The organism is Ottowia sp., from assembly GCF_035444425.1.
Taxonomy (GTDB): Bacteria; Pseudomonadota; Gammaproteobacteria; order Burkholderiales; family Burkholderiaceae_C; genus Ottowia.
This window is the reverse complement of record NZ_DAOMOQ010000002.1, coordinates 107,567-130,815: the sequence shown is the minus strand read 5'-3', so window position 1 is coordinate 130,815 and position 23,249 is coordinate 107,567. Positions and strand designations below refer to the sequence as shown.

Annotated in this window: 18 protein-coding genes and 1 tRNA gene; 2 read left to right on the top strand and 17 right to left on the bottom strand. The window is 68.7% G+C overall.

Annotated features, from left to right (window positions below):
• Positions 1–10 precede the first annotated feature (10 nt).
• From PK606_RS01620 to dnaG, 5 genes are all read right to left on the bottom strand, one after another.
• Positions 11–637 (bottom strand): L-threonylcarbamoyladenylate synthase, encoded by a 627-nt coding sequence (locus PK606_RS01620; protein ID WP_324559875.1) that lies wholly within the window; start codon positions 635–637, stop codon positions 11–13.
• A gap of 37 nt (positions 638–674) precedes the next feature.
• Positions 675–995: a quaternary ammonium compound efflux SMR transporter SugE gene (gene sugE / locus PK606_RS01615; protein ID WP_324559873.1), complete on the bottom strand. Its 321-nt coding sequence runs from the start codon at positions 993–995 to the stop codon at positions 675–677.
• Between the two features lie 200 nt (positions 996–1,195).
• Positions 1,196–2,410 carry a multidrug effflux MFS transporter gene (locus PK606_RS01610; protein WP_324559871.1) on the bottom strand — a complete coding sequence of 405 codons (1,215 nt, stop codon included), beginning with the start codon at positions 2,408–2,410 and terminating at the stop codon, positions 1,196–1,198.
• A 134-nt stretch (positions 2,411–2,544) separates the two neighbouring features.
• Entirely contained in the window at positions 2,545–4,839 is a 2,295-nt protein-coding gene (gene rpoD / locus PK606_RS01605) for an RNA polymerase sigma factor RpoD (protein WP_324559869.1), read from the bottom strand.
• Between the two features lie 335 nt (positions 4,840–5,174).
• Entirely contained in the window at positions 5,175–7,025 is a 1,851-nt protein-coding gene (gene dnaG, locus PK606_RS01600) for a DNA primase (protein ID WP_324559867.1), read from the bottom strand.
• 90 nt (positions 7,026–7,115) lie between these two features.
• Here dnaG and PK606_RS01595 point away from each other — a divergent pair, with 90 nt between their 5' ends.
• Positions 7,116–8,759: an acyl-CoA synthetase gene (locus tag PK606_RS01595; RefSeq protein WP_324559865.1), complete on the top strand. Its 1,644-nt coding sequence runs from the start codon at positions 7,116–7,118 to the stop codon at positions 8,757–8,759.
• 260 nt (positions 8,760–9,019) lie between these two features.
• The gene (locus tag PK606_RS01590; protein WP_324559863.1) at positions 9,020–10,381 is read left to right on the top strand and encodes a mechanosensitive ion channel family protein; all 1,362 of its coding nucleotides are present in this window, start codon (positions 9,020–9,022) and stop codon (positions 10,379–10,381) included.
• Between the two features lie 186 nt (positions 10,382–10,567).
• On the opposite strand, the gene PK606_RS01585 is transcribed toward PK606_RS01590, so the two are convergent.
• The 12 genes from PK606_RS01585 to PK606_RS01530 form a co-directional block, all read right to left on the bottom strand.
• Positions 10,568–10,963, bottom strand: coding sequence for a DsrE family protein (locus PK606_RS01585; protein WP_324559861.1), 396 nt, complete (start codon positions 10,961–10,963; stop codon positions 10,568–10,570).
• Positions 10,960–11,418, bottom strand: coding sequence for a glycine cleavage system protein H (locus tag PK606_RS01580; RefSeq protein ID WP_324559859.1), 459 nt, complete (start codon positions 11,416–11,418; stop codon positions 10,960–10,962). Before PK606_RS01580 ends, PK606_RS01585 begins: the two co-directional genes overlap by 4 nt.
• Positions 11,419–11,478: 60 nt before the next feature.
• Positions 11,479–11,571 (bottom strand) — tRNA-Sec (locus PK606_RS01575).
• Between the two features lie 151 nt (positions 11,572–11,722).
• On the bottom strand, positions 11,723–13,624 hold the full coding sequence (gene selB / locus PK606_RS01570) for a selenocysteine-specific translation elongation factor (RefSeq protein WP_324559857.1): 1,902 nt from the start codon (positions 13,622–13,624) through the stop codon (positions 11,723–11,725).
• Positions 13,625–13,631: 7 nt separating this feature from the next.
• Complete coding sequence (locus tag PK606_RS01565) at positions 13,632–14,741, bottom strand: transglutaminase-like domain-containing protein (RefSeq protein ID WP_324559855.1); 1,110 nt, start codon at positions 14,739–14,741, stop codon at positions 13,632–13,634.
• Positions 14,742–14,756: 15 nt separating this feature from the next.
• Positions 14,757–15,308 carry a TlpA family protein disulfide reductase gene (locus PK606_RS01560; protein WP_324559854.1) on the bottom strand — a complete coding sequence of 184 codons (552 nt, stop codon included), beginning with the start codon at positions 15,306–15,308 and terminating at the stop codon, positions 14,757–14,759.
• A gap of 10 nt (positions 15,309–15,318) precedes the next feature.
• Entirely contained in the window at positions 15,319–16,794 is a 1,476-nt protein-coding gene (selA, locus tag PK606_RS01555) for an L-seryl-tRNA(Sec) selenium transferase (RefSeq protein WP_324559852.1), read from the bottom strand.
• Complete coding sequence (gene fdhE / locus PK606_RS01550) at positions 16,794–17,786, bottom strand: formate dehydrogenase accessory protein FdhE (RefSeq protein WP_324559850.1); 993 nt, start codon at positions 17,784–17,786, stop codon at positions 16,794–16,796. The genes selA and fdhE overlap by 1 nt, the downstream gene beginning before the upstream one ends.
• 65 nt (positions 17,787–17,851) lie before the next feature.
• Complete coding sequence (locus PK606_RS01545) at positions 17,852–18,508, bottom strand: formate dehydrogenase subunit gamma (RefSeq protein ID WP_324559847.1); 657 nt, start codon at positions 18,506–18,508, stop codon at positions 17,852–17,854.
• The gene (gene fdxH, locus PK606_RS01540) at positions 18,505–19,443 is read right to left on the bottom strand and encodes a formate dehydrogenase subunit beta (protein ID WP_324559845.1); all 939 of its coding nucleotides are present in this window, start codon (positions 19,441–19,443) and stop codon (positions 18,505–18,507) included. The genes PK606_RS01545 and fdxH overlap by 4 nt, the downstream gene beginning before the upstream one ends.
• Before the next feature lie 3 nt (positions 19,444–19,446).
• A complete protein-coding gene (fdnG, locus tag PK606_RS01535; protein ID WP_324559843.1) occupies positions 19,447–22,527 on the bottom strand; it encodes a formate dehydrogenase-N subunit alpha in 3,081 nt (1,026 codons plus the stop codon).
• Between the two features lie 311 nt (positions 22,528–22,838).
• Positions 22,839–23,195: a TfoX/Sxy family protein gene (locus PK606_RS01530; RefSeq protein WP_324559841.1), complete on the bottom strand. Its 357-nt coding sequence runs from the start codon at positions 23,193–23,195 to the stop codon at positions 22,839–22,841.
• Positions 23,196–23,249: the final 54 nt, after the last annotated feature.

Genomic DNA, 23,249 nt, shown 5'->3' with positions numbered 1-23,249 from the left:
GGCGCCGCCGTCATGCCAGGCCGAGCAGCGCCGGATCGCCCAGGCCGCGGCGCAGCACCTCGGGCGCGTCGCCGCTGAGGTCGATCACCGTGCTGCCCTGCGAGGGGCAGGGACCGGCCTCGATCACGCCGCCGATCAGGCGGGCCAGCCGGTCGCGGATCTCGTCCGGGTCGTTGAGCGGCTCGGTTTCGTCCGGCAGGATCAGCGTGGTCGCCAGCAGCGGCGCGCCGTGCAGTTCGATCAGTTCCAGCAGCGCGCGGTGGTCGGGCACGCGCAGGCCGATGGTCTTGCGCTGCGGATGGCTGACTCGGCGCGGCACTTCCTTGCTGGCTTCGAGGATGAAGGTGAACGGGCCCGGCGTGCCGAGCTTGAGCAGCCGGTACTGCGCGTTGTCGACCCGGGCGTAGCTGGCCAGCTCGCTCAGGTCGCGGCAGATCAGCGACAGCAGCTGCTTTTCGTCCAGCCCGCGGATGGTGCGCAACTGGTCGGCCGCGGCCTTGTCGTCGAGCTGGCAGACCAGGGCGTAGCTGGAATCGGTGGGCACCGCCAGCACCTGGCCTGCCTGCAGCAGCGCCACGGCCTGCCTGAGCAGGCGCGGCTGCGGGTTCTCGGGATGGACGCTGAAATACTGGGCCATGACGGTCAGTGTAAGCCCGCGCTCTGGCAGTGCCTGCTCAGGCTGCGCTGGTCAGCTTCAGCCCCAGGATGCCGGCGATGATGAGGCCGACGCAGATCAGCCGGGCGGCGTTGGCGGGGTCGTTGAACAGCACGATGCCCAGGATCACGGTGCCGACGGCGCCGATGCCGGTCCAGACCGCGTACGCCGTGCCCACCGGCAACTCGCGCATCGCCAGGCCAAGCAGCACGACGCTGATGGTCATGGCGGTCACGGTGCCCACGGTGGGCCACAGGCGGGTGAAGCCGTCGGTGTATTTCAGGCCGATGGCCCAGCCGACCTCGAACAGGCCGGCGACGAACAGGATGGTCCAGGACATGGTTGGACGACTCCTTGGCAAGGCTGCGGGGTCGTCCCCACGGTATGAAGTGCAGCGCCGCGGGTCGTCCCGTGGCGGAAGCTATGCAATTGATAGCTGAGCGATATTCTATTGGCGCGCGGGAGATCGGCGCGACTGTGGCGCGGCAACCACCCATGGCCAGGTGGGGTTAGCCGGTGCGACCGTGCCCCGACGATGTTTCAGCCGACGCCCGGAAAGCGCTTGCGCAGCCAGATCCAGGCCGTCAGGCCGACCGACATGAAGGCCGCCGACATCAGCGCCAGGCCCAGCGCCGAGTGCATCACCAGAGGGGCGACGACGCCGGCGACGATGCCGTTGGCGGTCGAGCCGACCACGGCCTGCAGCGACGAGGCCATGCCGCGCCGCGCCGGGTACAGGTCCAGCACCAGCAGCGTCACCACCGGCACCATCAGCGCCCAGCCGAACGCGAAAACGGCCACCGGCCACAGCGACCACAGCGCGTGTGCCTCGAACAGCGCGTTGGCGGCGACGTTGAGCGCCGACACGCCCAGCATGATGCGAAAGCCCTGCATGATCTGGTTCTTCGGCGCCACCACGCCGGCCTTGCGCCCCGACAGCCAGGAGCCGGCCATGATGCCGGAGATGGTCAGGATGAAGAACCAGAAGAACTGCGTCGGCCGCAGCTGCAGCACATCGCCGAGGAAGGCCGGCGCCGACAGCACGTACAGGAACATGCCGTTGAAGGGCACGCCCGAGGCCAGCGCCAGCAGCAGGAAGCGCGGGTCGGTCAGCAGTTGCCAGTAGCCGCGCATCAGGTTGCCGACCCGGAATGGCTGGCGATCCTGCAGGTGCAGGGTTTCGGGCAGCAGCTGCCAGTTGGCGATCCACAGCAGCACGCCGATCGCGACCAGGAACCAGAAGATCGAGTGCCAGTCCAGGTATTCGGCGATGGCGCCGCCGATGATCGGCGCCACGGCGGGTGCGACGCCGAAGTAGATGGTGATCTGGCTCATCACCTTCTGCGCCTCCGACGGCGGGAACATGTCGCGCACCACCGCGCGCGAGACCACCACGCCGGCGCCGCAGGTCAGCCCCTGCAGCGCGCGGAAAAAGATCAGTTGGCCGACGGTCTGCGACAGCGCGCAGCCGATCGAGGCCAGCGTGAACACCGCGATCCCCCACAGGATCACCGGCCGGCGCCCGAAGCTGTCCGACAGCGCGCCGTGGAACAGGTTCATGAACGCGAAGCCGAACAGGTAGGCCGACAGCGTCTGCTGCATCTGCACCGGCGTCGCGTCGAGCGACCTGGCAATGGCCGCGAACGCCGGCAGGTAGGTGTCGATCGAGAACGGCGCCAGCATCCCGACCACGGCCAGCAGGAAGGCCAGCGCCCAGCGCGGGGCGGTCCAGAGCTTGGCGGCGTCGGGGTTCATTCAGGCAGGACTTGATCGGACGCAAAGAACGCGAAAACCACGCAAAAGACGCGAAAGAAACCTGGCTTCGGCTTCTTTCGCGTCCTTCGCGAACCCTTGGCGTTCTTTGCGTCCGGCGGTTGGTTTGTCAGGAGTTACAGCGAATCGATGAAGCTGCGCAGCTTGTCCGAGCGCGACGGATGCTTCAATTTCCGCAGCGCCTTGGCCTCGATCTGGCGGATGCGCTCCCGCGTGACGTCGAACTGCTTGCCGACTTCCTCCAGCGTGTGGTCGGTGCTCATCTCGATGCCGAAGCGCATGCGCAGCACCTTGGCCTCGCGCGGGGTCAGGCTATCGAGGATGTCCTTCACCACGTCGCGCAGGCCGGCCTGCATGGCGGCCTCGATCGGCGCGGTGTTGTTCTGGTCCTCGATGAAATCGCCCAGATGCGAATCGTCGTCGTCGCCGATCGGCGTTTCCATGGAGATCGGCTCCTTGGCGATCTTCATGATCTTGCGGATCTTGTCCTCGGGCATCTCCATCTTCTCGGACAGGATGGAGGCGTCGGGCTCGAAGCCGAACTCCTGCAGGTGCTGGCGCGAGATGCGGTTCATCTTGTTGATGGTCTCGATCATGTGCACCGGGATGCGGATGGTGCGCGCCTGGTCGGCGATCGAGCGCGTGATGGCCTGGCGGATCCACCAGGTGGCGTAGGTCGAGAACTTGTAGCCGCGGCGGTATTCGAACTTGTCGACCGCCTTCATCAGGCCGATGTTGCCCTCCTGGATCAGGTCCAGGAACTGCAGGCCGCGGTTGGTGTACTTCTTGGCGATCGAGATCACCAGGCGCAGGTTGGCCTCGATCATCTCCTTCTTGGCCTCGCGCGAGGAGGCTTCGCCCTCGTTCATGCGCTTGTTGATGTCCTTGAGCTCGTGCAGCGGCACCACCACCTGCGCCTGCAGGTCCAGCAGCTTCTGCTGCAGGTCCTGGATCGGCGGGATGTTGCGCTCCATGATGGCGCTCCAGGGCTTGCCGGCGGCGGCCTGGCGCTCGACCCACTTCAGGTCCAGCACGTGCGAGGGCACCTTGTTGCCGGCCTTGTCGCGGCCCGAGAAATCGGCGATGAACTGCTCCTGCGGGTAGCCGCAGCGGTCGACGATGATGCGGCGCAGCTCGCGCTCGTACTTGCGCACGTCGTCGACCTGGCCGCGCAGCATGTCGCACAGCTTCTCGATCGTCTTGGCGGTGAAGCGGATCGTCATCAGGCGCTCGGACAGCTGCTGCTGCGCCTTCGTGTAGTTGGGCGAGCCCCAGCCTTCCTTGTCGTAGGCGCGGTGCACCTTGTTGAACAGCACGGCGATCTCGTCGAAGCGCTGCAGGGCGTCGTTCTTGAGCTTCTCCAGCAGCCGGGTCATGGCCTTGGAGCCGCCCTTGCCGTCGTCGTCGTCCTCGTCGTCGTACTCGTCGTAGTCTTCCTCGGCCACGTAGTCGTCACTCTCGTCGGCGTCGACGAAGCCGTCCACCACGGTGTTGATGATGATCTTGCCGTCGCGGATCTCGCCCGCCATCTGCAGGATCTCGGCAATCGTGGTCGGGCTGGCGCTGATGGCTTCCATCATCGCCATCAGGCCGCCCTCGATGCGCTTGGCGATCTCGATCTCGCCTTCGCGCGTCAGCAGCTCCACCGTGCCCATCTCGCGCATGTACATGCGCACCGGGTCGGTGGTGCGGCCGAATTCGGAATCGACGGTGGACAGCGCTGCCTCGGCCTCTTCCTCGGCCTCTTCCTCGGTCGCGGTGCTGGTGCCCTGGTTGGTCAGCAGCAGGGTCTCGGCATCGGGCGTCTGCTCGTAGACGGCGACGCCCAGGTCGTTCAGCATCGAGACCACGGCTTCCAGCGTCTCGGCGTCGACCAGCTTGTCGGGCAGGTGGTCGTTGATCTCGCCGTGCGTCAGGTAGCCGCGCGTCTTGCCGAGCTTCAGCAGCGCCTTCAGGTTGGCGCGCCGGGTGTTCATCTCCTCCTCGGACAGCACGCTGTCGTCGAGGCCGAACTCCTTCATCAAGGCCCGTTCCTTGGCCTTGCTGATCTTCATGCGCAGCGGCTTGGCCTTCTCGACCGTGTCCGCCGGCGCCTCGGGTTCGGGCTCGCCCTCCAGGTCGGCCTCGATGTCCGACAGGTCGGCATCGTCCTCCAGGTTCTTGCCCGCCTTGCCGGCGCGCGCGCTCTTGGCGGGGGCGGACTTGGCGGCCGCGGCGCTCTTGGCCGGGCGGCCAGCCTTCTTGGCCGGGGTGGCCGCCGTCTTGGTCGCGGTCTTGGCGGCAGGTTTGGCGGCCGTTTTCAGCTCGAGCTCATCGGCCTCGGCCGCGACGGCGGTTTTCCTGGCGGCGGTTTTCTTCGCGGCTGGCGCCTTCTTGGCGGCGGCTGCGGCGGACTTCTGGCTGGTGGACATGGATCAACCTCAACGAGCGGGAGCGTCCGTCATGGCGGCAGCGGGCCGGGCCAGACTGAACCCTCGAATTCAATAAAAGCGAAATGGCGACGCCGAACCGGGCGATGTCGATCCGGCGAAGCGTCAGGGACAAGATGGGTGGGCGAACATTTGGGGTGCAGTCCTTGCGGTACTTTGGCCATCCCTCATCGCGGGGCGCGCAGGCACATTGCGCGTGGCCGGGCCGGAGGTGCTGCTGTCGCTCTTGCCGGTGACAAGCCTTTAATTATAGTCGGAAGCGCGGGTTTCAAGCCCTGTTTTCTTGTCTGTCCGCGTACGCGGTTGCGCTGGCGGCGTCACCGCGGGCGCTGTGTCGGCAGGGTCTTGAGCCGCTCGTAGGCCGCCCGGTCTCCGTCGGCCGCGGCGGCGACCAGGCGTTCGCGTTCGGCGGCGTAGCGCGCATCGTGCTCCAGCGCCAGGATGTGGTTCAGCTCGGCGGTGTCGCTTTCGATATCCAGCGGCAGGCTCTCGACCAGCTGCACCGCGACCGGCTCCAGCTCATGGTCTCTGAGTGCTTCGCGCAGCGCGCTCCAGGGTTGCGGGCCGTGATCCAGCGCCTGGCCGGCCAGCCAGGTAAACAGCGGCCCGTGCGGCGCCGGCAGGTCGCACAGCAGCGCCTGGTCGGCCTGGCTCAGGTGGTCCCAGGCGGCGGAATCGGTCAGCAGGATCTGCAGCGCGCGGCTGGCGCGGCTGGCCGGTGGCGTGCGCGGACGTGGTGCGCTGCGGGTGGGCGTGCGGCTGACCGGGCGCTCCGCGCCGGCCCGGCGCCGGGGTGCGCTGGCGGGGCCGGATGGGCTGGCGGCGACCGGACGGCGCAGACCCCACAGCTGCTCCAGTTCGTGCACGCCGATCTGCACCCGCGCCGCGATCTCGCCGAGCAACTGCCGCGCCAGCGCGCCGCGCGGCAGCAACTGCCAGAGCGGCTGCGCCCGGGCGGCGAAGTGGGCCCGGCCTTCGGGCGTGTCCATGTCGCACTCCTCGGCCGCCGCGTCGAGCAGGAAGTGCGATAGCGGCAACGCCTTCTCGACCGCCTGCGCGAAGGCCTCGGTGCCCTCGGCGCGGATGAAGCTGTCGGGGTCGTGCTCGGCCGGCAGGAACAGGAACTTCACCATGCGCAGGTCGGTGGCGAAGGGCAGGGCGGCTTCCAGCGCCTTGTGCGCCGCGCGCCGGCCAGCGGCGTCGCCGTCGAAGCTGAACACGATCGAGTCGGTGAAACGGAACAGCTTCTGCACGTGCTCGGGCGTGCAGGCGGTGCCGAGCGTGGCCACCGCGTTGGCGAAGCCGAGTTGGGCCAGAGCCACCACATCCATGTAGCCTTCGGTGACCAGCGCGTAGCCGTGCTCACGCAGTGCCGCGCGGGCCTCGAACAGTCCGTACAGCTCGCGGCCCTTGTGGAACACCGGGGTCTCGGGCGAGTTCAGGTACTTGGGTTTCTCGTCACCCAGCACGCGCCCGCCGAAGCCGATCACCTCGCCCTTGACGCTGCGGATCGGGAACATGACGCGGTCGCGGAAGCGGTCGTAGCGCCTGGCCCCTGAGCTTGTCGAAGGACCCTGCCCTGGGCTTGTCGAAGGGTCTTCACTCACGATCACAAGGCCCGATTCCTGCAGCAGCGGATCGGTGTAGTCGGGAAACACGCTGGCCAGCGTGCGCCAGCCCTCGGGCGCGTAGCCGAGGCCGAAGTCGCGCGCCACCTGACCCGAGAGGCCGCGCTGCTTCAGGTAGCCGATGGCGCGCGGCGAATCCTTCAGGTGCCTGCGGTAAGCCTCGCCGGCGCGTGCCAGCACGTCGGTCAGCGTGGCGCGTTTCTCGCTCTGCTGCGCGGCGCGCGCGCGTTCGGCGGGGCTGCGTTCGTCCTCGGGCACGGTCATGCCGTACTGCTGCGCCAGGTCGTGCACCACCTCGACGAAGCCGGCACCGGTGTGGTCCATCAGGAAGCCGATCGCATTGCCGTTCTTGCCACAGCCGAAGCAGTGGTAGAACTGCTTCGACGGGCTGACGGTGAAGGACGGTGACTTCTCGCTGTGGAACGGGCACAGGCCCGAGAAATTGGCCCCGGTTTTCTTCAGCTGCACGTAGCGGCCGACGATCTCCACCACGTCGGCGCGCGCGAGCAACTCCTGGATGAAATGCTGGGGGATGGCCACGCCACGATTGTGACCGAGGGCTTCGCCATCAGCGCTCCGTCAGTCCGATACGCTTCAATAGAATGAATCCAGGCATTTCAGGAGACAACCATGGCCAGCATCTTCGATACCAACCTGCCGCGCACCGAGGCGAACTTCGCGCCCTACACACCGCTGGCCTTCATCCAGCGCACCGCCGAGGTCTATCCGGACCGGCTGGCGATCGTGCATGGCGAGCTGCGCCAGAGCTGGGCCCAGACCTACGCGCGCTGCCGCCAGCTGGCCAGCGCACTCACGAAAGCCGGCGTCGGCAAGAACGATACCGTGGCGGCGATGCTGCCGAACACGCCGCCGATGGTGGAGGCGCATTTCGGCGTGCCGATGGCCGGCGCGGTGCTGAACACGCTGAACACCCGGCTGGACCCGGAAGCGGTGGCCTTCATGCTGGACCATGGCGAGTCCAAGGCCATCATCGTCGACCCGGAATTCGCCGGCATCGTCAAGAAGGCGCTGGCGCTGCGCCAGTCGAAGGCGCCGCTGCTGGTGATCGACGTCGAGGACGCGCTGTACGGCGAGGCGCCGAAGATCGGCAGCGTGAGCTACGAGGACTTCGTCGCCCAGGGCGATCCGCAGTTCGAGTGGAAGTACCCGGCCGACGAGTGGGACGCCATCGCGCTCAACTACACCTCGGGCACCACCGGCAACCCCAAAGGCGTGGTCTACCACCACCGCGGCGCCGCCACCAATGCCATCAGCAACATCCTCGAGTGGGACATGCCCAAGCACGCGGTCTACCTGTGGACGCTGCCGATGTTCCACTGCAACGGCTGGTGCTTTCCGTGGACCATCGCGGCGCGCGCCGGCGTCAACGTCTGCCTGCGGCGGGTCGAGGCCCGGGCCATCTTCGACGCCATCCGCAGGCATGGTGTCACGCACTACTGCGGCGCGCCGATCGTGCATGGCCTGCTGGTCAACGCGCCGGACGAGATGAAGGCCGGCGTGCCGGCCGGCGTCAAGTGCATGGTGGCCGGCGCCGCGCCGCCGGCCTCGATGATCGAGGGCATGGAGAAGATGGGGTTCGACCTGACCCACGTCTACGGCCTGACCGAGGTCTACGGCCCGGCCACGGTGTGCGCCAAGCACGATGCGTGGAACGAGCTCGACATCGGCGAGCGCGCGCGCCTGAACGCGCGCCAGGGCGTGCGCTACCACCTGCAGCGCGATGCGCGCGTGATCGATCCGCAGACGATGCAGCCGGTACCGATGGACGGCGAGACCATGGGCGAGATCATGTTCCGGGGCAACATCGCCATGAAAGGCTACCTGAAGAACCCTGAGGCGACCGAGGAGGCCTTTGCCGGCGGCTGGTTCCACAGCGGCGACCTGGCGGTGCAGTATCCCGACGGCTACATCAAGATCAAGGACCGCAGCAAGGACGTCATCATCTCGGGCGGCGAGAACATCTCCTCGATCGAGGTCGAGGACGTGCTGTACCGCCACCCGGCCGTGCTGGCCGCCGCCGTGGTGGCGCGCCCGGACGAGAAGTGGGGCGAGACGCCTTGCGCCTTCCTGGAACTCAAGCCCGGCGCCGAGGTCACGCAGGCCGACATCGTGGCCCACTGCGAGCAGCACCTGGCGAGCTTCAAGGTGCCGCGCTACATCGTGTTCGGCGAACTGCCCAAGACCTCGACCGGCAAGATCCAGAAGTTCGAACTGCGCAAGCAGGCCGGCTCGGCCACGGCGATCGACGTGTGACCCGGCTTCCTCGGTCATGCTCTGTGGGAGCGGCGGCAGCCGCGAATCGAGCGTGCACAGACGGCGGACGCCTATTCGCGGCTGCCGCCGCTCCCATACCGAGGGGGAGGAGAAATGGCGCCGTCCCGTAATCGTTTGCTATGATCTGCATAGCTGACTGCTGAGCCTCGGCCCGAGCGCGCGAGCAGCGGCTGTCGCCGGCGCCTGTCATCGGCGCTTCACGTGCCGGCCCATCATGGCCGCATGGCCCCGATTTCAGCATGCCGGCCCGGCGGCCGGCCGCGCTGCACTTTCCCGAGGAGATCCTGGTCTTGGATTTTTCCGCGCTGTCATCGACGCAACCCTGGGTCCAGGCCGCGCTGGGCCTGGCCGGCCTGCTGCTGTTGGCGGGCCTGCTGGAGCGGCTGGCCTGCCTGCTGATCGGCCCCGCCGTGCGCTGGCTGCAGCCGCTGGCCGAGTCCGGCGGCCTGGGGCGGGTGCTGCTGGACCGGGCGGTGCTGCGGCGCGCCACGCTGGTGGTGCCGGTGCTGGTGCTGCACATCGGCCTGCGCTTCGTGCCGGAGCTGTCGCCGCTGGTGACCACCGTGGTGCAGAACGTGGTGGCGGCGCTGATGGTGCTGTTCATCGCGCGCACCCTGTTCAAGGTGCTGGATCTGCTGCAGCGGACGCCGGACAGCCGCGCCGCGTCCTACGCCCGCTCGCGCTCGATCAAGGCCTACGTGCAGATGGGCAAGCTGGTGGTGGGCGTGGCCACCATCGTCATCATGATCGCCGCGCTGGCCGACAAGTCGCCGCTGATCGTGCTGTCGGGCTTCGGTGCGATGTCGGCGGTGCTGATGCTGGTGTTCCAGGACATCATCAAGTCCTTCGTCGCCGGCCTGCAGATCGAGGGCAACGACATGATGCGCGTGGGCGACTGGATCGAGGTGCCGCAGGCCGGTGCCGACGGCGCCGTGATCGACATCGCGCTGAACACGGTCAAGGTGCAGAACTGGGACAAGACCATCGTCACCATCCCGACCTGGAAGCTGATCAGCGAGAGCTTCAGGAACTGGCGCGGCATGCAGGAGTCGGGCGGGCGGCGCATCAAGCGCGCGCTGATGATCGACGCCGACTCGATCGATTTCCTCAGCGACGAGCAGATCGAGCGCCTGCGCCGCATCGAGCTGATCGCCGACTACATGCAGGAGAAGGCCAACGCGGTGAAGATCTCGCGTGCCATGAAGCTGCGCGAGCTGGGCGACGTGATGGGCCGGGTGCCGACCAATCAGCGGCGCCTGACCAACATCGGCACCTTCCGCGCCTACGTGCAGGCCTACCTGAAGGCCAACAGCGGCATCCACCCCGACATGACGCTGATGGTGCGCATGCTGCAGCCGACCGCCGAGGGCGTGCCGCTGGAGCTGTACTGCTTCACCAACACCATCGTCTGGGTCGACTACGAGACCATCCAGAGCGACGTGTTCGACCATCTGCTGGCGATCCTGCCCGAATTCGGCCTGCGGGTGTTTCAGAACCCGAGTGGCGCCGGCCTGCGCGCGGCGCTGGGTGAGTGGCGGCGGGAATCGAAGCCGGATGGCGCGTTACCGAGGGTGGACGAAGCCGGGCACCGGCCAGGCTAGGTTGCGGAGTCCCGCAGGAGCGGCGGCAGCCGCGAAAGCAGGTGCGGCCTACCCTGAAAGCCCGTGCGCGGCTGCCGCCGCTCCCACAACATGGGGGATTCGGCGCCAGTCTCGCGCACCACCACATCTCGATGGCGCTGCGGGTAGCTCGGGTTGCGTACGGCGAGGGCAGCCGGCCCCTTCGTCTCAGAACACCAGCGTGCGCCAGCGCAGGTCGATGGCGCGGGCCATGAACTGCACCGCGCCGCCGCGGCCGCTGCATTCGGGGATCAGTGCTGTGTCGGCCAGGCCCTGCGCGTGCAGGGCGTCGCTGCAGGCGAACACCTTGGCGCCGAGCCGTACGGCCTGGCGGATGTGGTCCAGGATGCTCATGTCGTTGCGCTCGCTGGCGCGCAGCGCGGCGGCGACGCCGGGCGCCAGCAGATGCACGCTGGCGGCGGTGCAGTAGATCTCGACCGGCACGTCCATGGCGGCGGCGGCGGCGGCATGGAAGAAGGGCGTGGCCAGTTGCTGCGGTCGCTGCGGGTCGGCGGCCCACAGCAGGATGGCGACGCCGTCGGCGCCGTGCTCGGCGAAGCTCATGGCGCGTCCCGGCCGCGCGCCTCGGGCGAAAGCGCCTGGCGGTGGAGCCAGGCATGGTGGGCCATGGCCGGCGCGACGGCGTCGCCATGCACCAGTGCGGCCTGGTCGGCGGTGAAGTCCGCCAGGCGCAGGCGCGCGATCCAGCCGTCGCCGTAGGGATCCTGGTGCACCAGTTGCGGGCGATCGGCCAGCGCCTCGTTGATCTCCACCACAGTGCCGCTGACCGGCGACTTGACTGCCACGATCGACTTGGCGAGCTCGACCACCGCCACCGTGGCGCCCTGGGCCAGTTCGGTGCCGACCCGCTTGGCGCGGCACATGTAGATCTCGCCCGACAGGCGGATGCCGAGCTGCGTGATGCCGATGGTGGCCGTGCCATCGGCGTGCACGCGTGCCCACACCTGGTGTTCGATCAGGTAATGCAGTTCGGCGGGTGCGATCAGCTCAGTGCTCATGGCAGGCAGCAGCCCGAGCCTTCCATGGCGAGGTCCGGGCGCGTTCGGCAGCAAACGGGGCGGAAGAGCACGGGAGTCGAACCCGCCCGGCGACGCATGGCGCCACCCACCGGGTTTGAAGCCCGGCCCACCCACCAGGATGGTTGCCCTTCCGTATTCGGAACTCCCCCCTGAGCGGCTGACGCCGCTTCCCCCCTCTCTCTTCGGGAGGGGGGACAACGCCAGTGGCCGGTGCAAGCCCGGCCACGGCGTTCGCTGGCTTTGCCTGCTCCGCGGCCATTTGAGGGACAGCGTTGGGTTTGAATCATGACATGAACAGTGCGCAATCATCGCGCAGCCGGTGTGTGTCGCCGATGCGGCGCGTCAGCCCGATGCGGTCGAAGTATTCCAGAATCTGGATGGCCCGCTTGCGGCCCAGTCCGGTGGCATCGCGAAACGCCGCCGCCAGCACGTCGCCTTCGTGCGCCGCACCGACTTCGCGCGCGATCGTCGCCAGGCGCTGCATGCTGGCGGGCGGGTAGAACAGGTCCTTGACGATCTGGTGCAGTTCGCCGCGTCGCGCCAGTCGTGCCAGCGTGGTGCGCACCAGCGGCTCGGGCTCGCCCGCGTCGCGCGCCAGGTCGCGCGCCCAGGCGCCCTCGAAGCCGGCCTGGTCCAGCGCCGGCGCCACTTTCTGCGCGATGCGGGTCTCGGTCGCCGACAGCTGCGCGCCGTGCGAGGGCAGGTGCACGCAGGCGCCGCGCTGCGCCAGCAGGCCGCGTTCGCCCAGCCGCGCCAGCAGCGCCTGCCACAGCGGCATCGGCAGGCGCGGCGCCGCCAGCCGGCGCAGGCGTGCGGTATCGGGGCCGAGTTCGTCGGGCTGGCGCTCGTGAAAGGCCTGCAGCGCCGCCAGTGCGGCGGCGGTGAAGCCTTCGGCCTGTTCTGCACCCAGCGCCATGCCGTCGTTCACCAGCGCGCTCTCGGGCAGGGCCGATCGCGGCCATTGCAGCAGGCCTTGGGCGCGGGCGAAGCGCCGCAGGTCGACACCTTGCGGCGCGGCCGCCAGCAGTGCGGCCAGCCGCGCAGCGCTGCCCGACAGTTCGAGCGCCGCCAGTTCGGCCAGGCGCTGCGGCGTGCGGCGGTAGCGCGTCGGCGCGAACGGATCCAGCACGCGGCCACCGGCCAGTGTGCGGCTGGCGGCGGCATCGCGCAGCAGCACGCGCTCGCCGTGCCAGGCGCCCACCGGGGCATGCAGCACCAGTTGCACCAGGGCGCTGGCACCGGGCGCCAGCACCTCGGTGTCGAGCACCGCCACCGAGGCGGCCACCTGCGCCGCGCCAATGTGCGCCAGCACGCGCGCGCCGGAGCGCAGCGGCCTGGCCTCGCCCTGCCACAGCATCAAGCGGGCGTCGAGCCGGTCGGTTGCCAGTGCCACCGCAGGATGCGTCAGCCACTGGCCGCGCGCCGCGTCCTCGCGCGCCAGTCCGGGCAGGGCGACGGCGCAGCGCTGGCCGGCGTGGGCGCTGGCGACCGGCCGGTTCTGCGCGTGCAGGCTGCGCGCGCGCGCCTGCTGGCTGCCCGGCACCAGCGCCAGTTCCTCGCCGGCATGCAACTGCCCCGCGTGCACGGTGCCGGTGACCACGGTGCCAGCGCCGGCCAGCGTGAAGGCGCGGTCGATGGCGAGCCGAAAGCCCAGCGCGTCGTCGTCGGCACGAGCAACCGGCTGCTGCGCGTCCGCCTCGAACAGCAGCGTGCGCAAGGCCTCGATGCCGTCGCCGCTGTGGGCCGACACCGCCAGCACCGGCGCCTGCGCCAGCGGCGTGCCGGTCAGCAGTGCCTGCATCTCGGCGCGCACCGCGTCGATGCGCGCGGCGTCGGCGCGGTCGGCTTTGGTGATCACCACGGCGCCACGCGCGATGCCGAGCAGCGCCAGCACCGCCAGGTGCTCGCGCGTCTGCGGCATCGGGCCGTCGTCGGCCGCCACCAGCAGCAGCGCGTAGTCGATGCCGCTGGCGCCGGCCACCATGGTGTGCACCAGGCGCTCGTGGCCCGGCACGTCGATGAAGCCGATGCGCCCGCCGCCCGGCGCGTCGAGAAAGGCGTAGCCCAGCGCGATGCTGATGCCGCGCTGCTTCTCCTCCGGCAGACGGTCGGTGTCGACGCCGGTCAGCGCCTGCACCAGCGTGGTCTTGCCGTGGTCGATGTGGCCTGCGGTGCCGACGATCATGGGTTCATCAGACGGTGATTTCCTTCGCGCTGAGGGTGTAGCGGAAGTGGTCGGGGGCGAGTTCGTCGTAGCGGCCGCTGGCGTTCTCACCCTGCGGGTACATCAGGAACGGCAGCGTGCCCTTGGCCGCGCTGCCGGGCAGTCGCAGGTCGCTGGCGGTGTTGTAAGCCATCCAGTTGCCCTCCCAGTTGCCGAACAGGCCCCGGTTGACGGGGGCCACCAGTGGGTGTGCGGGGTCCTTGATCCACTCGGGCGTTTCCTGGCGCATCACCTTGAGCACGTCGGCCGGGTCCATCCCCACCCAGCCGTGGCCGGCCAGGTAGACCTCGGCGCGGCAGTGCTGTGCACTTTGCAGCTTGGCAGGGTTGGCGCCGAGCTCGCGGTAGCCGAAGGCCGAGGGCGCCAGCCGCACGCCGTAGACATCGCGCGCCGGCACGCCGACCGCCCGGCACAGGCCGACGAAGATGGCGTTGAGGTCGGCGCACTTGCCGCCGAGGTCGCCCATCTCGAGCATGGTCCGGATGTCGCCGGTGCCGCAGCCGCGCACCTTGGGCTCACGGTGGGCGTTGGCCACCACCCAGCGGTAGATGGCGCGCGCCTTGTCGACGTCGGTGCGCGCACCGCGCGTGGCCTCGAGCGCGGTCCGGCGCACGATGCCGTCCAGCGGCTTGTACTCGGTCGGCTGCAGGTTCGCGCGCAGCACCGCGGGGTCCTCGGGCGGCATCCGGGCCGGCCGGCTCCAGTCGATGCTGCGGTCGCGCGTCTGCAGGCGGCTCACCAGTTCGAGCCTGGGCGCCTGCTCGCTGACCGGGAATTCGGCATACAGCATGCGCACGCCCCTGCGCGCATCCGATACCAGCCTGATGCTGCTGGCATTGCCCGACCACTGGTGGCCCAGCGTGCGCTGGTAGTCGGTCTCGATGTCGGGCACCGGCACCCAGACGCGGGTGACGCCCTGCAGGTCGGCGGGCACGATCGTGGTCGTGACCTCGAAGCTGCGCCAGCCGGCGGCACGCGGCGCGAACTGGCGCTGTGCGGCCCAGGCGGTGGCAGGCAGCCATGGCGTGGCGGTGGCCGCGGACAGCAGCAGGTTGCGGCGCGTGATGGGGTGGTTCATGGTCGGGGTTCCTTGTCAGGGGTGAGGGGCTGCGAGCAGCGGCGTGATCCAGTCACGCGCCTGCGCTCCGGCCCAGTCGAGTTCACCAACGACACTGAAGGCGGGCGTGCCGTCGCGGGCGATCGCGATGGTGGAAGGAAAGATGCGCACGCCCCAGGCGCGCGCGGCGGTGCCGTCGGCATCGCGCAGGATGTCGAGCGTGAGCGGCATGGTGGCCAGGAAGCGGCGCACGGCGGCGTCGGTCTCCCGGTAGTTGACCGCCTTCACGAGCAGGCCGTCGCGTTCGTGGCGCTGCGCCAGCAGTTCCAGCGAGGGCATCTCGGCCAGGCAGGGCGCGCACCAGCTGGCCCAGAAGTTCAGCAGCACGACCTTGCCGCGCGCGCTCTCCAGTTGCCAGCGTGTGCCGCCCGGGTCGGGAAGATCGAGCGCTGGCGCCGCGCGACCGCGTGGCCACTCGCGCCGCTGCGACGCGGTGTCGGCGCGCGCCAGCGGCGCGGCCAGCCCGAGCGCCAGCGCGGCGACGGCGTGGCGGCGCGTCAGGGCGAGCGGGGCGGCAGCAACCGGCATCTCGCGCGCCTCAGTTCAGCAGCGCCGGCAGGGCCGCCAGCTGTGCCGTCAAGGGTTCAGGCTGCTCCAGGCAGCGCAGATCCAGCAGCAGGCGGTCGTCGGCGATGCGGCCGATCACCGGCAGCGGCAGCGCACGCAGGGCTGCGGCCAGCGCATCCAGGGCGCGGCCGCTGCCTTTCTTCTCGACCGGCGCGATTGCCAGGCCGGCCGAGGGCAGGCGCTCGATGGGCAGCGAGCCGGAGCCGATCTGGCCTTGCAGCGCCACGCGCTCAACCAGGTAGCGCGGCGCCAGCGCGGCCTGCAGCGGCGCCAGCAAGGCGGCTGCCGTGGCCTCGATGTCGGTCAGCGGGCGTGTCAGCAGGCGCAGCGTGGGCAGGTCGCGGGCCAGCCGCTCGGGCCGCAGGTACAGCATCAGGGTGGCCTCGAGCGCCGCCAGCGGCAGCTTGCTCATGCGCAGCGCGCGCTTCATGGGGAACCTGCGGATGCGGTCGACGGCCTCGCGCGTGCCGACGATCAGGCCGGCCTGCGGGCCGCCCAGCAGCTTGTCGCCGCTGAAGGTGACGACGTCGCAGCCGGCCCTGAGCATCTCCTGCGGCGTCGGCTCGCGCGGCAGGCCGTACGCGCTCATGTCGATCAGCGCGCCGCTGCCGAGGTCGCTTGCCAGCGGCAGGCCGCGTGCGTGGGCGATGCCGGCCAGGGTGGCTTCGTCGACCGCGCTGGTGAAGCCCTGCACGGCGTAGTTGCTGGTGTGGATCTTCATCAGCAGCGCGGTGTGCTCGCCAATGGCGCGCTCGTAGTCGTGCGGGTGCGTGCGGTTGGTGGTGCCGACCTCGACCAGACGGGCGCCGGCGCTTTCCATCACGTCGGGCATGCGGAAGGCGCCGCCGATCTCGACCAGTTCGCCGCGCGAGACGATGACTTCCCTGCCGCGCGCCAGCGCAGCAATGCACAGCAGCACCGCTGCGGCGTTGTTGTTGACCACGGTGGCGGCCTCGGCGCCGGTGAGTTCGCACAGCAGGCCCTCGACGACGCTGTCGCGGTCGCCGCGGCCGCCGCTCGCGAGGTCGTACTCGAGGTTGTTGGGCCCGGCCATCATGGCCTGCAGGTGCGCCAGCGCCGCCTCGGGCAGCAGCGCGCGGCCCAGGTTGGTGTGGATGACGGTGCCGGTGAGGTTGATGACGGCGCGCATGCGCGGCGCCAGCCGCTGATCCAGCCGCTGGCGCAGGCGCCTGGCCAGTGCCTCAGGCGCGAGTTCAGCACGCGGCAACTGCTGCGCCAGGGCCTGCATGCGCAAGCCATCGAGCAGGGCGCGCGCCTCGCCGGCCACCAGGCTGTGGCCGTGTTCGGCGATCAGTGCACGGTTCGGTTCGGCGCGCAGCAGCCGATCGACCGAGGGCAGGTCCTGGACGGTGGCTGGCGCTGCGGGAGCTGCTTGGCTGGGGCTGGCCGGGGAACCGTGGACCACGGATTCGTCTGGCACCGGCATCAACTATCTCCGGGGTCGCTGTCGCCGAACAGCAGTAGCATGTTGGTGCCGTGGCGATTGAAGCCGGCTTCGGACACCAGCAGGTCGAGCGTGAGCGTGGCCAGGTCGTCGGCCACCGGCTCGACGTGCACGTCACGCGACTGGTGCATGATTTTCAGGTAGTGGTGGCAGCCGTCGCAGGCTTCGGCCTCGACCGCGGCGCGCTGCTGCGGCGCCTGGGCGTCCGCCAGCGGCTGCAGCGACTCGTAGTGGATGCCGTCGGTGGAGCCGCAGTGCGTGCACTGGATCCGCGGCTGGTGCCATTGCGTGTTGCACAGCGTGCAGTGCAGATAGCGCTGGCCGTCCTGCTTGCCGCCCACGCGCGCCACGCTGGCCACCGGCAGGCTGCCGCAGCAGGGGCAGCGGCTGGCCTGGGCGGGCACGGGAATGGTCTTGGCTTGTTCCGGGTCGATGGCGGCGGCAAGCTGGGTGAAATGCAGCTGCAGGCCAGCGGCGATCAGCGGTGCGGCGGCCATGTCCAGGCCCAGCGTGATGCCCGCCAGCAGGCGGTCGGCCTGCTGCTCCAGCGTCTCGTCGGACAGCGCCTGGACCGCGCGCACGGTGGCGCCGGCCGGGCTGTCGCCGGGCATCTGCTCCAGCACCTGCTGCAGCAGCGCGCGCAGTTCGCTGCGCCAGCTTGCGTCACGCGGCCAGCCGGTGGCTTCGAGCGGTGGCTCGCCGGCTTCCATTGCGGCGCTGAACTGCGCCGGCGTCGGCAGGGTTGGCGCCGGGTGTTGCTGCGAGCGCGCGTGCTGCGCTTCGCAGACCAGCGCCAGCATCATCACGTAGTCGCGCAGGGCGTGGTTGGCGGCCAGCTGGCGCAGGCGCACCGCGCGGTCGGCGAACAACTGCCCGGGATCCGGCAGCAGCAGTTGCGGGAACTCGAGGCCCGCGCGCAGCGCGATCTCCTCGGGCGTGTGCGAATTCTGGGGGGAGGGGGATGTCGGGTTCAAGATGAAAAAGGCTGCCGCCGGTGTTTGCCACCGGACGGCAGCCGTGAGTCGGTGATGGAGATCAATCAGGCCGCATCAGTGGGCTGCGCGGTGGGTGTCTGGCGCTGCATCTGTTCACGGTACCACAGCGGGTGATGGTGCTTGGCCCAGCCGGTGCTGACCGTGCCGCGCACCATCGCGTGCAGCGTTCCCTTGACCCAGATGGCGGCGTAGATGTGCACGATGGCGGCCAGGATCAGCGCGAACGCCGAGACCGCGTGCACCACCACCGCGATGCGCTGCAGCCAGATCGGCACGCTGTCGGCGAACCAGGCCTGCCAGAACAGCAGGCCGCTGCCCAGCAGCAGCACCAGGCTCCAGGTGAAGATCCAGAACACCAGCTTCTGGCCGCCGTTGTACTTGCCGACGGCGGGCATCCGCGCCTGGTTCGGGTTGGACACCAGCTTGCCCGCCGAGCCCAGCCATTCGGAGTCCTCGCGCCGCCAGATGTTGGCCCCCACGAACATGAGGAACATCAGCAGGAACAGCACGAACATCGCGATGCCCAGGTAGGGGTGCAGGATGCGGGCCCATTGCGGGCCGCCGACCAGCGAGGTCAGCCAGAACAGCGCCGGGTGGAACAGCGCGAAGCCGGAGATGCCCGCCAGCACGAAGCAGATCACCACCGCCCAGTGGTTGGACCGCTGGCCCGGCGTGTAGCGTTGCAGGTGAAGCTTTCTCATGACTGCTCTCCTTGTGTGCTGGCGGTGCTTGCCGCGCTGGCGGTGTCGACCGCGGTGGTGGCCACGTAGTCCTCTTCCTCAGGCGGCACTTCCAGCGGCCCCTTGCGGATGTAGTGGAACCAGCCGCTGACGGCCGCGCCGGCCATGGCCGCCAGGGCCAGCGGCTTGGTCCAGCCCTTCCAGACCGAAACCCAGGGGCTGATGGTCGGGTTGGTGGGCAGGCCGGTCAGGCCCGGCTGGTCGGCGTGCTTGAGCACGTACATGACGTGCGTGCCGCCGACACCGGCCGGGTTGTACAGGCCCGCGTTCTGGAAGCCGCGCTCCTTCAGGTCGGCCGCACGTTTCTCGCCCGAGGCCACCATCTCGTCCTTGGTGCCGAAGGTGATCGCGCCGGTCGGGCAGGTCTTCACGCAGGCAGGTTCCAGGCCGATGCCGACGCGGTCGGAGCACAGCGTGCACTTGTAGGCCTTGTTGTCGACGTTGCTGATGCGCGGCACGTCGAACGGGCAGCCCTTGATGCAGTAGCCGCAGCCGATGCAGTGCTCGCTGATGAAGTCGACGATGCCGTTGGCGTACTTGACGATCGCGCCCGGCGAGGGACAGGCCTTGAGGCAGCCCGGGTCCTCGCAGTGCATGCAGCCGTCCTTGCGGATCAGCCACTCGAGCTTGTCCTTCTCGGGTTCGACCTCGAAGAACTTCATCACCGTCCACGACTGCGGGGTCAGGTCGACCGGGTTGTCGTAGACGCCGATGTTGGTGCCGACCTCGTCACGCAGGTCGTTCCACTCCATGCACGCCACCTGGCAGGCCTTGCAGCCGATGCACTTGGAGATGTCGATCAGCTTCGCAACCTGGGGTACCTTGCTGCGCGCCTGGGGTGGTGGTGTGGTCGTCGCCGAGCGTGCGACCACGTCTTGTGATTGCAGACTTGACATGATTTACACCTTCTCAATGTTGACGAGGAACGCCTTGAATTCCGGCGTCTGCGAGTTGGCGTCGCCCACGAAGGGCGTCAGCGTGTTGGCGATGTGGCCGTTCTTGGTCTGCCCCTTGAAGCCCCAGTGGAACGGGATGCCCACCAGGTGCACCTTCTGGCCGTTGCAGTCCCAGGGCTTGATCCGCTTGGTGACCACCGCCTTGGTGACGATGTGGCCGCGGTTGCTGCTGACCTTGACCTTGTCGCCGTGGCTGATGCCCTTCTCCTTGGCCAGTTCCTCGCTGATCTCGACGAAGGCCTCCGGCTGCAGCACCGCGTTCAGCCGCGCGTGCTTGGTCCAGGTATGGAAGTGCTCGGTCAGGCGGTAGGTGGTCGCCGCGTACGGGAACTCCTCCTTCTTGCCGAACGCATCCATGTCGCCCTTGAACACCCGCGCCGCCGGATTGCTCAGCGCCTTGGGGTTGTCGGGGTGCAGCGGGTTGACGCCGATCGGGGTCTCGAACGGCTCGTAGTGCTCCGGGAACGGACCATCGGCCATGCCGATGGCGTGCAGGCGCGCCACGCCCTCGGGGTTCATGATGAACGAACCCATGCCCACCTCCGGCGCCACGGCGGGCGCCATGTCGGGCACGTCGGCGCCGGTCCAGGCCTTGCCGTTCCAGTACTCGTACTGCTTGTTCGGCGCCCAGGGCTTGCCGTCCTTGTCGGCGCTGGCGCGGTTGTACAGGATGCGGCGGTTGGCCGGCCACGAGAAACCGAAGTTCGGGTACACGCCCCAGCCGGTCGGGTCCGACAGGTCGCGCCGCGCGGTCAGGTTGCCGGCTTCCGTCCAGCAGCCCGAGTACAGCCAGTTGCCGCAGGAGGTGGAACCGTCGTCGCGCAGCTGGGCGAAGCCCGCCACCTGCTGGCCGGCCTTGAGCAGCACGGCGCGCGGAGCGTCGGGGTTGTTCGGGTCCGGTGGCGCCTGCAGGTCGGTGATGGCCCTGCCGTTGATCTCGCGCAGCAGTTCCCTGGAACTGGGCACCTTCGCCTGCACGTAGGGCCAGTCCATCCCGGCAATCGGGTCGGGGAAGGCGCCGCCGTCCTTGGCGTACATCTCGCGCAGGCGCACGAACAGCCGCGCCATGATCTCCGAATCCACCTTGGCTTCGCCCGGTAGCGGGATCGCTTCCTCCTTCCAGATCACCACCCGGCTCGAGTTGGTCAGGCTGCCTTCCTCCTCGGCGAAGCAGTTGCTCGGCAGGCGGAATACCTCGGTCTGGATGCTCTCCGGCTTGACGTCGTTGAACTCGCCGAAGTTCTGCCAGAACTCGGCGGTTTCGGTCTCCAGCGGATCGATGCTGACCAGGTACTTCAGCTTCGACAGCGCGGCCGACAGCTTGTTCTTGTTCGGCACCGTGGCCAGGGGGTTGAAGCCCTGGGTGATGAAGCCGTTCATCTTGCCCTGGTGCATCAGCTCGAACATGTGCAGGGCGTCGAAGCCGCCTTCCAGCTTGGGCACCCAGTCGAAGCAGAAGTTGTTCTCCGGCGTCGCCGACTTGCCGTAGTAGGCCTTCATCAGGCTGTTGAAGAACTTCGGGAAGTTGCCCCAGTAGTTCAGCTGGTTCGGCCGCATCGGCTTGGGCGTGCAGCGCGCGAGGTACTTCTCGTAGCTGTCGTCGGCGTCGGTGGGTGCGCTCATGTAGCCCGACAGCACCTCGGCGTAGGCGTTCATGTCGGTCACGCCCTGCACGTTGGAGTGGCCACGCAAGGCGTTCACGCCGCCGCCCGGCCGGCCCATGTTGCCCAGCAGCAGCTGGATCATGGCCATGGTGCGGATGTTCTGGCTGCCGACCGAGTGCTGCGTCCAGCCGAGCGCGTACAGGATGGTGCTGGTCTTGTCGGGTGCCGACATCTCGCCCAGCATCTCGCAGATCTTGATGAACTTGTCCTGCGGGGTGCCGCAGATCTTGTTCACCATCTCGGGCGTGTAGCGGCTGTAGTGCTTCTTCAGCTGCTGGTACACGCACAGCGGATCCTGCATGGTCTCGTCGACCTTGACGAAGCCGCTCTCGTCGCGCTGGTAGCCCCAGCTGGACTTGTCGTACTTGCGCTTGGCCTCGTCGTAGCCGCTGAAGATGCCGTTGTCGAGCTTGAACTCGGGCTTGGTCAGGAAAGTGGCATCGGTGTTGAACTTGACGTAATCGTGGTGGATCTTGTCGTTGGTCAGCAGCCAGTTGATGACGCCGCCGAGGAAGGCGATGTCGGTGCCGTTGCGGATCGGCGCGTACACGTCGGCCACCGCCGAGGTGCGGTTGAAGCGCGGGTCGACCGAGATCAGCCGCGCCTTGCGCTTCTCCATCGCCTCGATCGCCCATTTGAAGCCGACCGGGTGGGCTTCGGCGGCATTGCCGCCCATGACAATGATCAGATCGGCATTCTTGATATCAGTCCACGAGTTGGTCATCGCTCCGCGACCGAAAGTCGGGCCCAGACTGGACACCGTCGGCGCATGTCAGACACGTGCTTGTGTATCGATCCCCACCATCCCCAGGCCGCGCGCGACCTTGACGGACAGATAGCTTGATTCGTTGGAGGAGGAGCTGCAGATCAGGAAACCGGTGGTGGTCCAGCGGTTCACCGTGGTGCCGGCGGCGTTGGTGGTCTGGAAGTTGGCGTCGCGGTCGGCCTTCATGTGCTTGGCGATGCGCTCGATCGCCTCGTCCCAGCCGATGCGCTTCCATTCCTTGCTGCCGGCTTCGCGCACCTCGGGGTACTTCAGGCGCGCCGGCGAGTTGATCATGTCCAGCACGCCCGCGCCCTTCGGGCACAGCGAGCCGCGGCTGACCGGGTTGTCGGGATCGCCCTCGACGTGGATGACATGGTCCTTGGAGTTCTTGGAGCCGTCGCCCAGCTTGTAGATCAGCATGCCGCAGCTGACCGAGCAGTAGGGGCAGATGCTGCGGGCCACGGTGGCGTGGGCCAGTTTGAAGGCACGGGTTTCAGCCAATGCAGCCGTGGGCGAGAAGCCCATCGCCACCAGGCTGGACCCGACCAGCCCCGCCGCGCTGACGCGGAAGAACTGTCTGCGGTGCATATCCATGGATTGGTCTCCTGATTGTTGTGCGCATTGGGGCAATGCATACACACCCCATGTATCCAAGGGCATGCCTAGTGTAGGTATCGCCACCTGCGGGCGCGTTATGGATAACCCTTACAAATGCCGCGCATGCCGGGTGGTGCGTGCGCGGTTCTGGCGCTGATGCGCCATGTGAGCAGCGTGTTGGGAAGCGGGATTTCGTGCGACCGGGAACTTGTCGCGGACGGCCGCCCGCCACCTCGTACGAGCGCGGCTGGTTCATCACGTCATGGCGCGCCGGTCGGCTGGACGCGGTGCGCGCCTGGGCGCGGTGGCTATGGCTGATCGCGCCCGCGGGCGCGCCGGCGTTGCGTGGCCGGGGCGCGGGGCGCCGGCAGTGCGGCGGCCGTCGCCTGCAGCAACGTGCGCAGCCATTCGCGCTCGTCCCAGCGTTCGGGCGAGACCAGCAGGTGCGGCTTCGCCTTGTCGTAGAAGCGGCCCCACACCGGCGGCTGCATCAGGGCCTCGCCCGCCGGCGTGGGCTTGACGTACAGCAGGTCGTCGCAGACGAAGGCGACCGGCTTGTCATCCAGGTACACGCAGTACTCGCCGAACATGCGCCGCGTGCGCAGGCCGGGCAGCTCGCCGAGCTGGTCGAGCAGCAGCTGCAGCATATCGGGGCGTGTCGACATCGTGGATCGAGCCCGGCGGTACGCCGCGCGCGGGCTGGTGCGTGGCGTGGCTTC

Excerpts from the sequence above, each read along its gene's own strand:
- PK606_RS01530 (WP_324559841.1), bottom strand. The coding sequence starts at position 23,195 with ATGTCGACACGCCCCGATATGCTGCAGCTGCTGCTCGACCAGCTCGGC.
- PK606_RS01560 (WP_324559854.1), bottom strand. The coding sequence starts at position 15,308 with ATGCCGGTTGCTGCCGCCCCGCTCGCCCTGACGCGCCGCCACGCCGTC.
- PK606_RS01595 (WP_324559865.1), top strand. The coding sequence starts at position 7,116 with ATGGCCAGCATCTTCGATACCAACCTGCCGCGCACCGAGGCGAACTTC.
- sugE (WP_324559873.1), bottom strand. The coding sequence starts at position 995 with ATGTCCTGGACCATCCTGTTCGTCGCCGGCCTGTTCGAGGTCGGCTGG.
- PK606_RS01580 (WP_324559859.1), bottom strand. The coding sequence starts at position 11,418 with ATGAGCACTGAGCTGATCGCACCCGCCGAACTGCATTACCTGATCGAA.
- selA (WP_324559852.1), bottom strand. The coding sequence starts at position 16,794 with ATGCCGGTGCCAGACGAATCCGTGGTCCACGGTTCCCCGGCCAGCCCC.
- selB (WP_324559857.1), bottom strand. The coding sequence starts at position 13,624 with ATGATCGTCGGCACCGCAGGCCACATCGACCACGGCAAGACCACGCTG.
- PK606_RS01545 (WP_324559847.1), bottom strand. The coding sequence starts at position 18,508 with ATGAGAAAGCTTCACCTGCAACGCTACACGCCGGGCCAGCGGTCCAAC.
- PK606_RS01565 (WP_324559855.1), bottom strand. The coding sequence starts at position 14,741 with ATGAACCACCCCATCACGCGCCGCAACCTGCTGCTGTCCGCGGCCACC.
- PK606_RS01610 (WP_324559871.1), bottom strand. The coding sequence starts at position 2,410 with ATGAACCCCGACGCCGCCAAGCTCTGGACCGCCCCGCGCTGGGCGCTG.
- rpoD (WP_324559869.1), bottom strand. The coding sequence starts at position 4,839 with ATGTCCACCAGCCAGAAGTCCGCCGCAGCCGCCGCCAAGAAGGCGCCA.
- PK606_RS01590 (WP_324559863.1), top strand. The coding sequence starts at position 9,020 with ATGCCGGCCCGGCGGCCGGCCGCGCTGCACTTTCCCGAGGAGATCCTG.
- fdxH (WP_324559845.1), bottom strand. The coding sequence starts at position 19,443 with ATGTCAAGTCTGCAATCACAAGACGTGGTCGCACGCTCGGCGACGACC.
- PK606_RS01620 (WP_324559875.1), bottom strand. The coding sequence starts at position 637 with ATGGCCCAGTATTTCAGCGTCCATCCCGAGAACCCGCAGCCGCGCCTG.
- PK606_RS01585 (WP_324559861.1), bottom strand. The coding sequence starts at position 10,963 with ATGAGCTTCGCCGAGCACGGCGCCGACGGCGTCGCCATCCTGCTGTGG.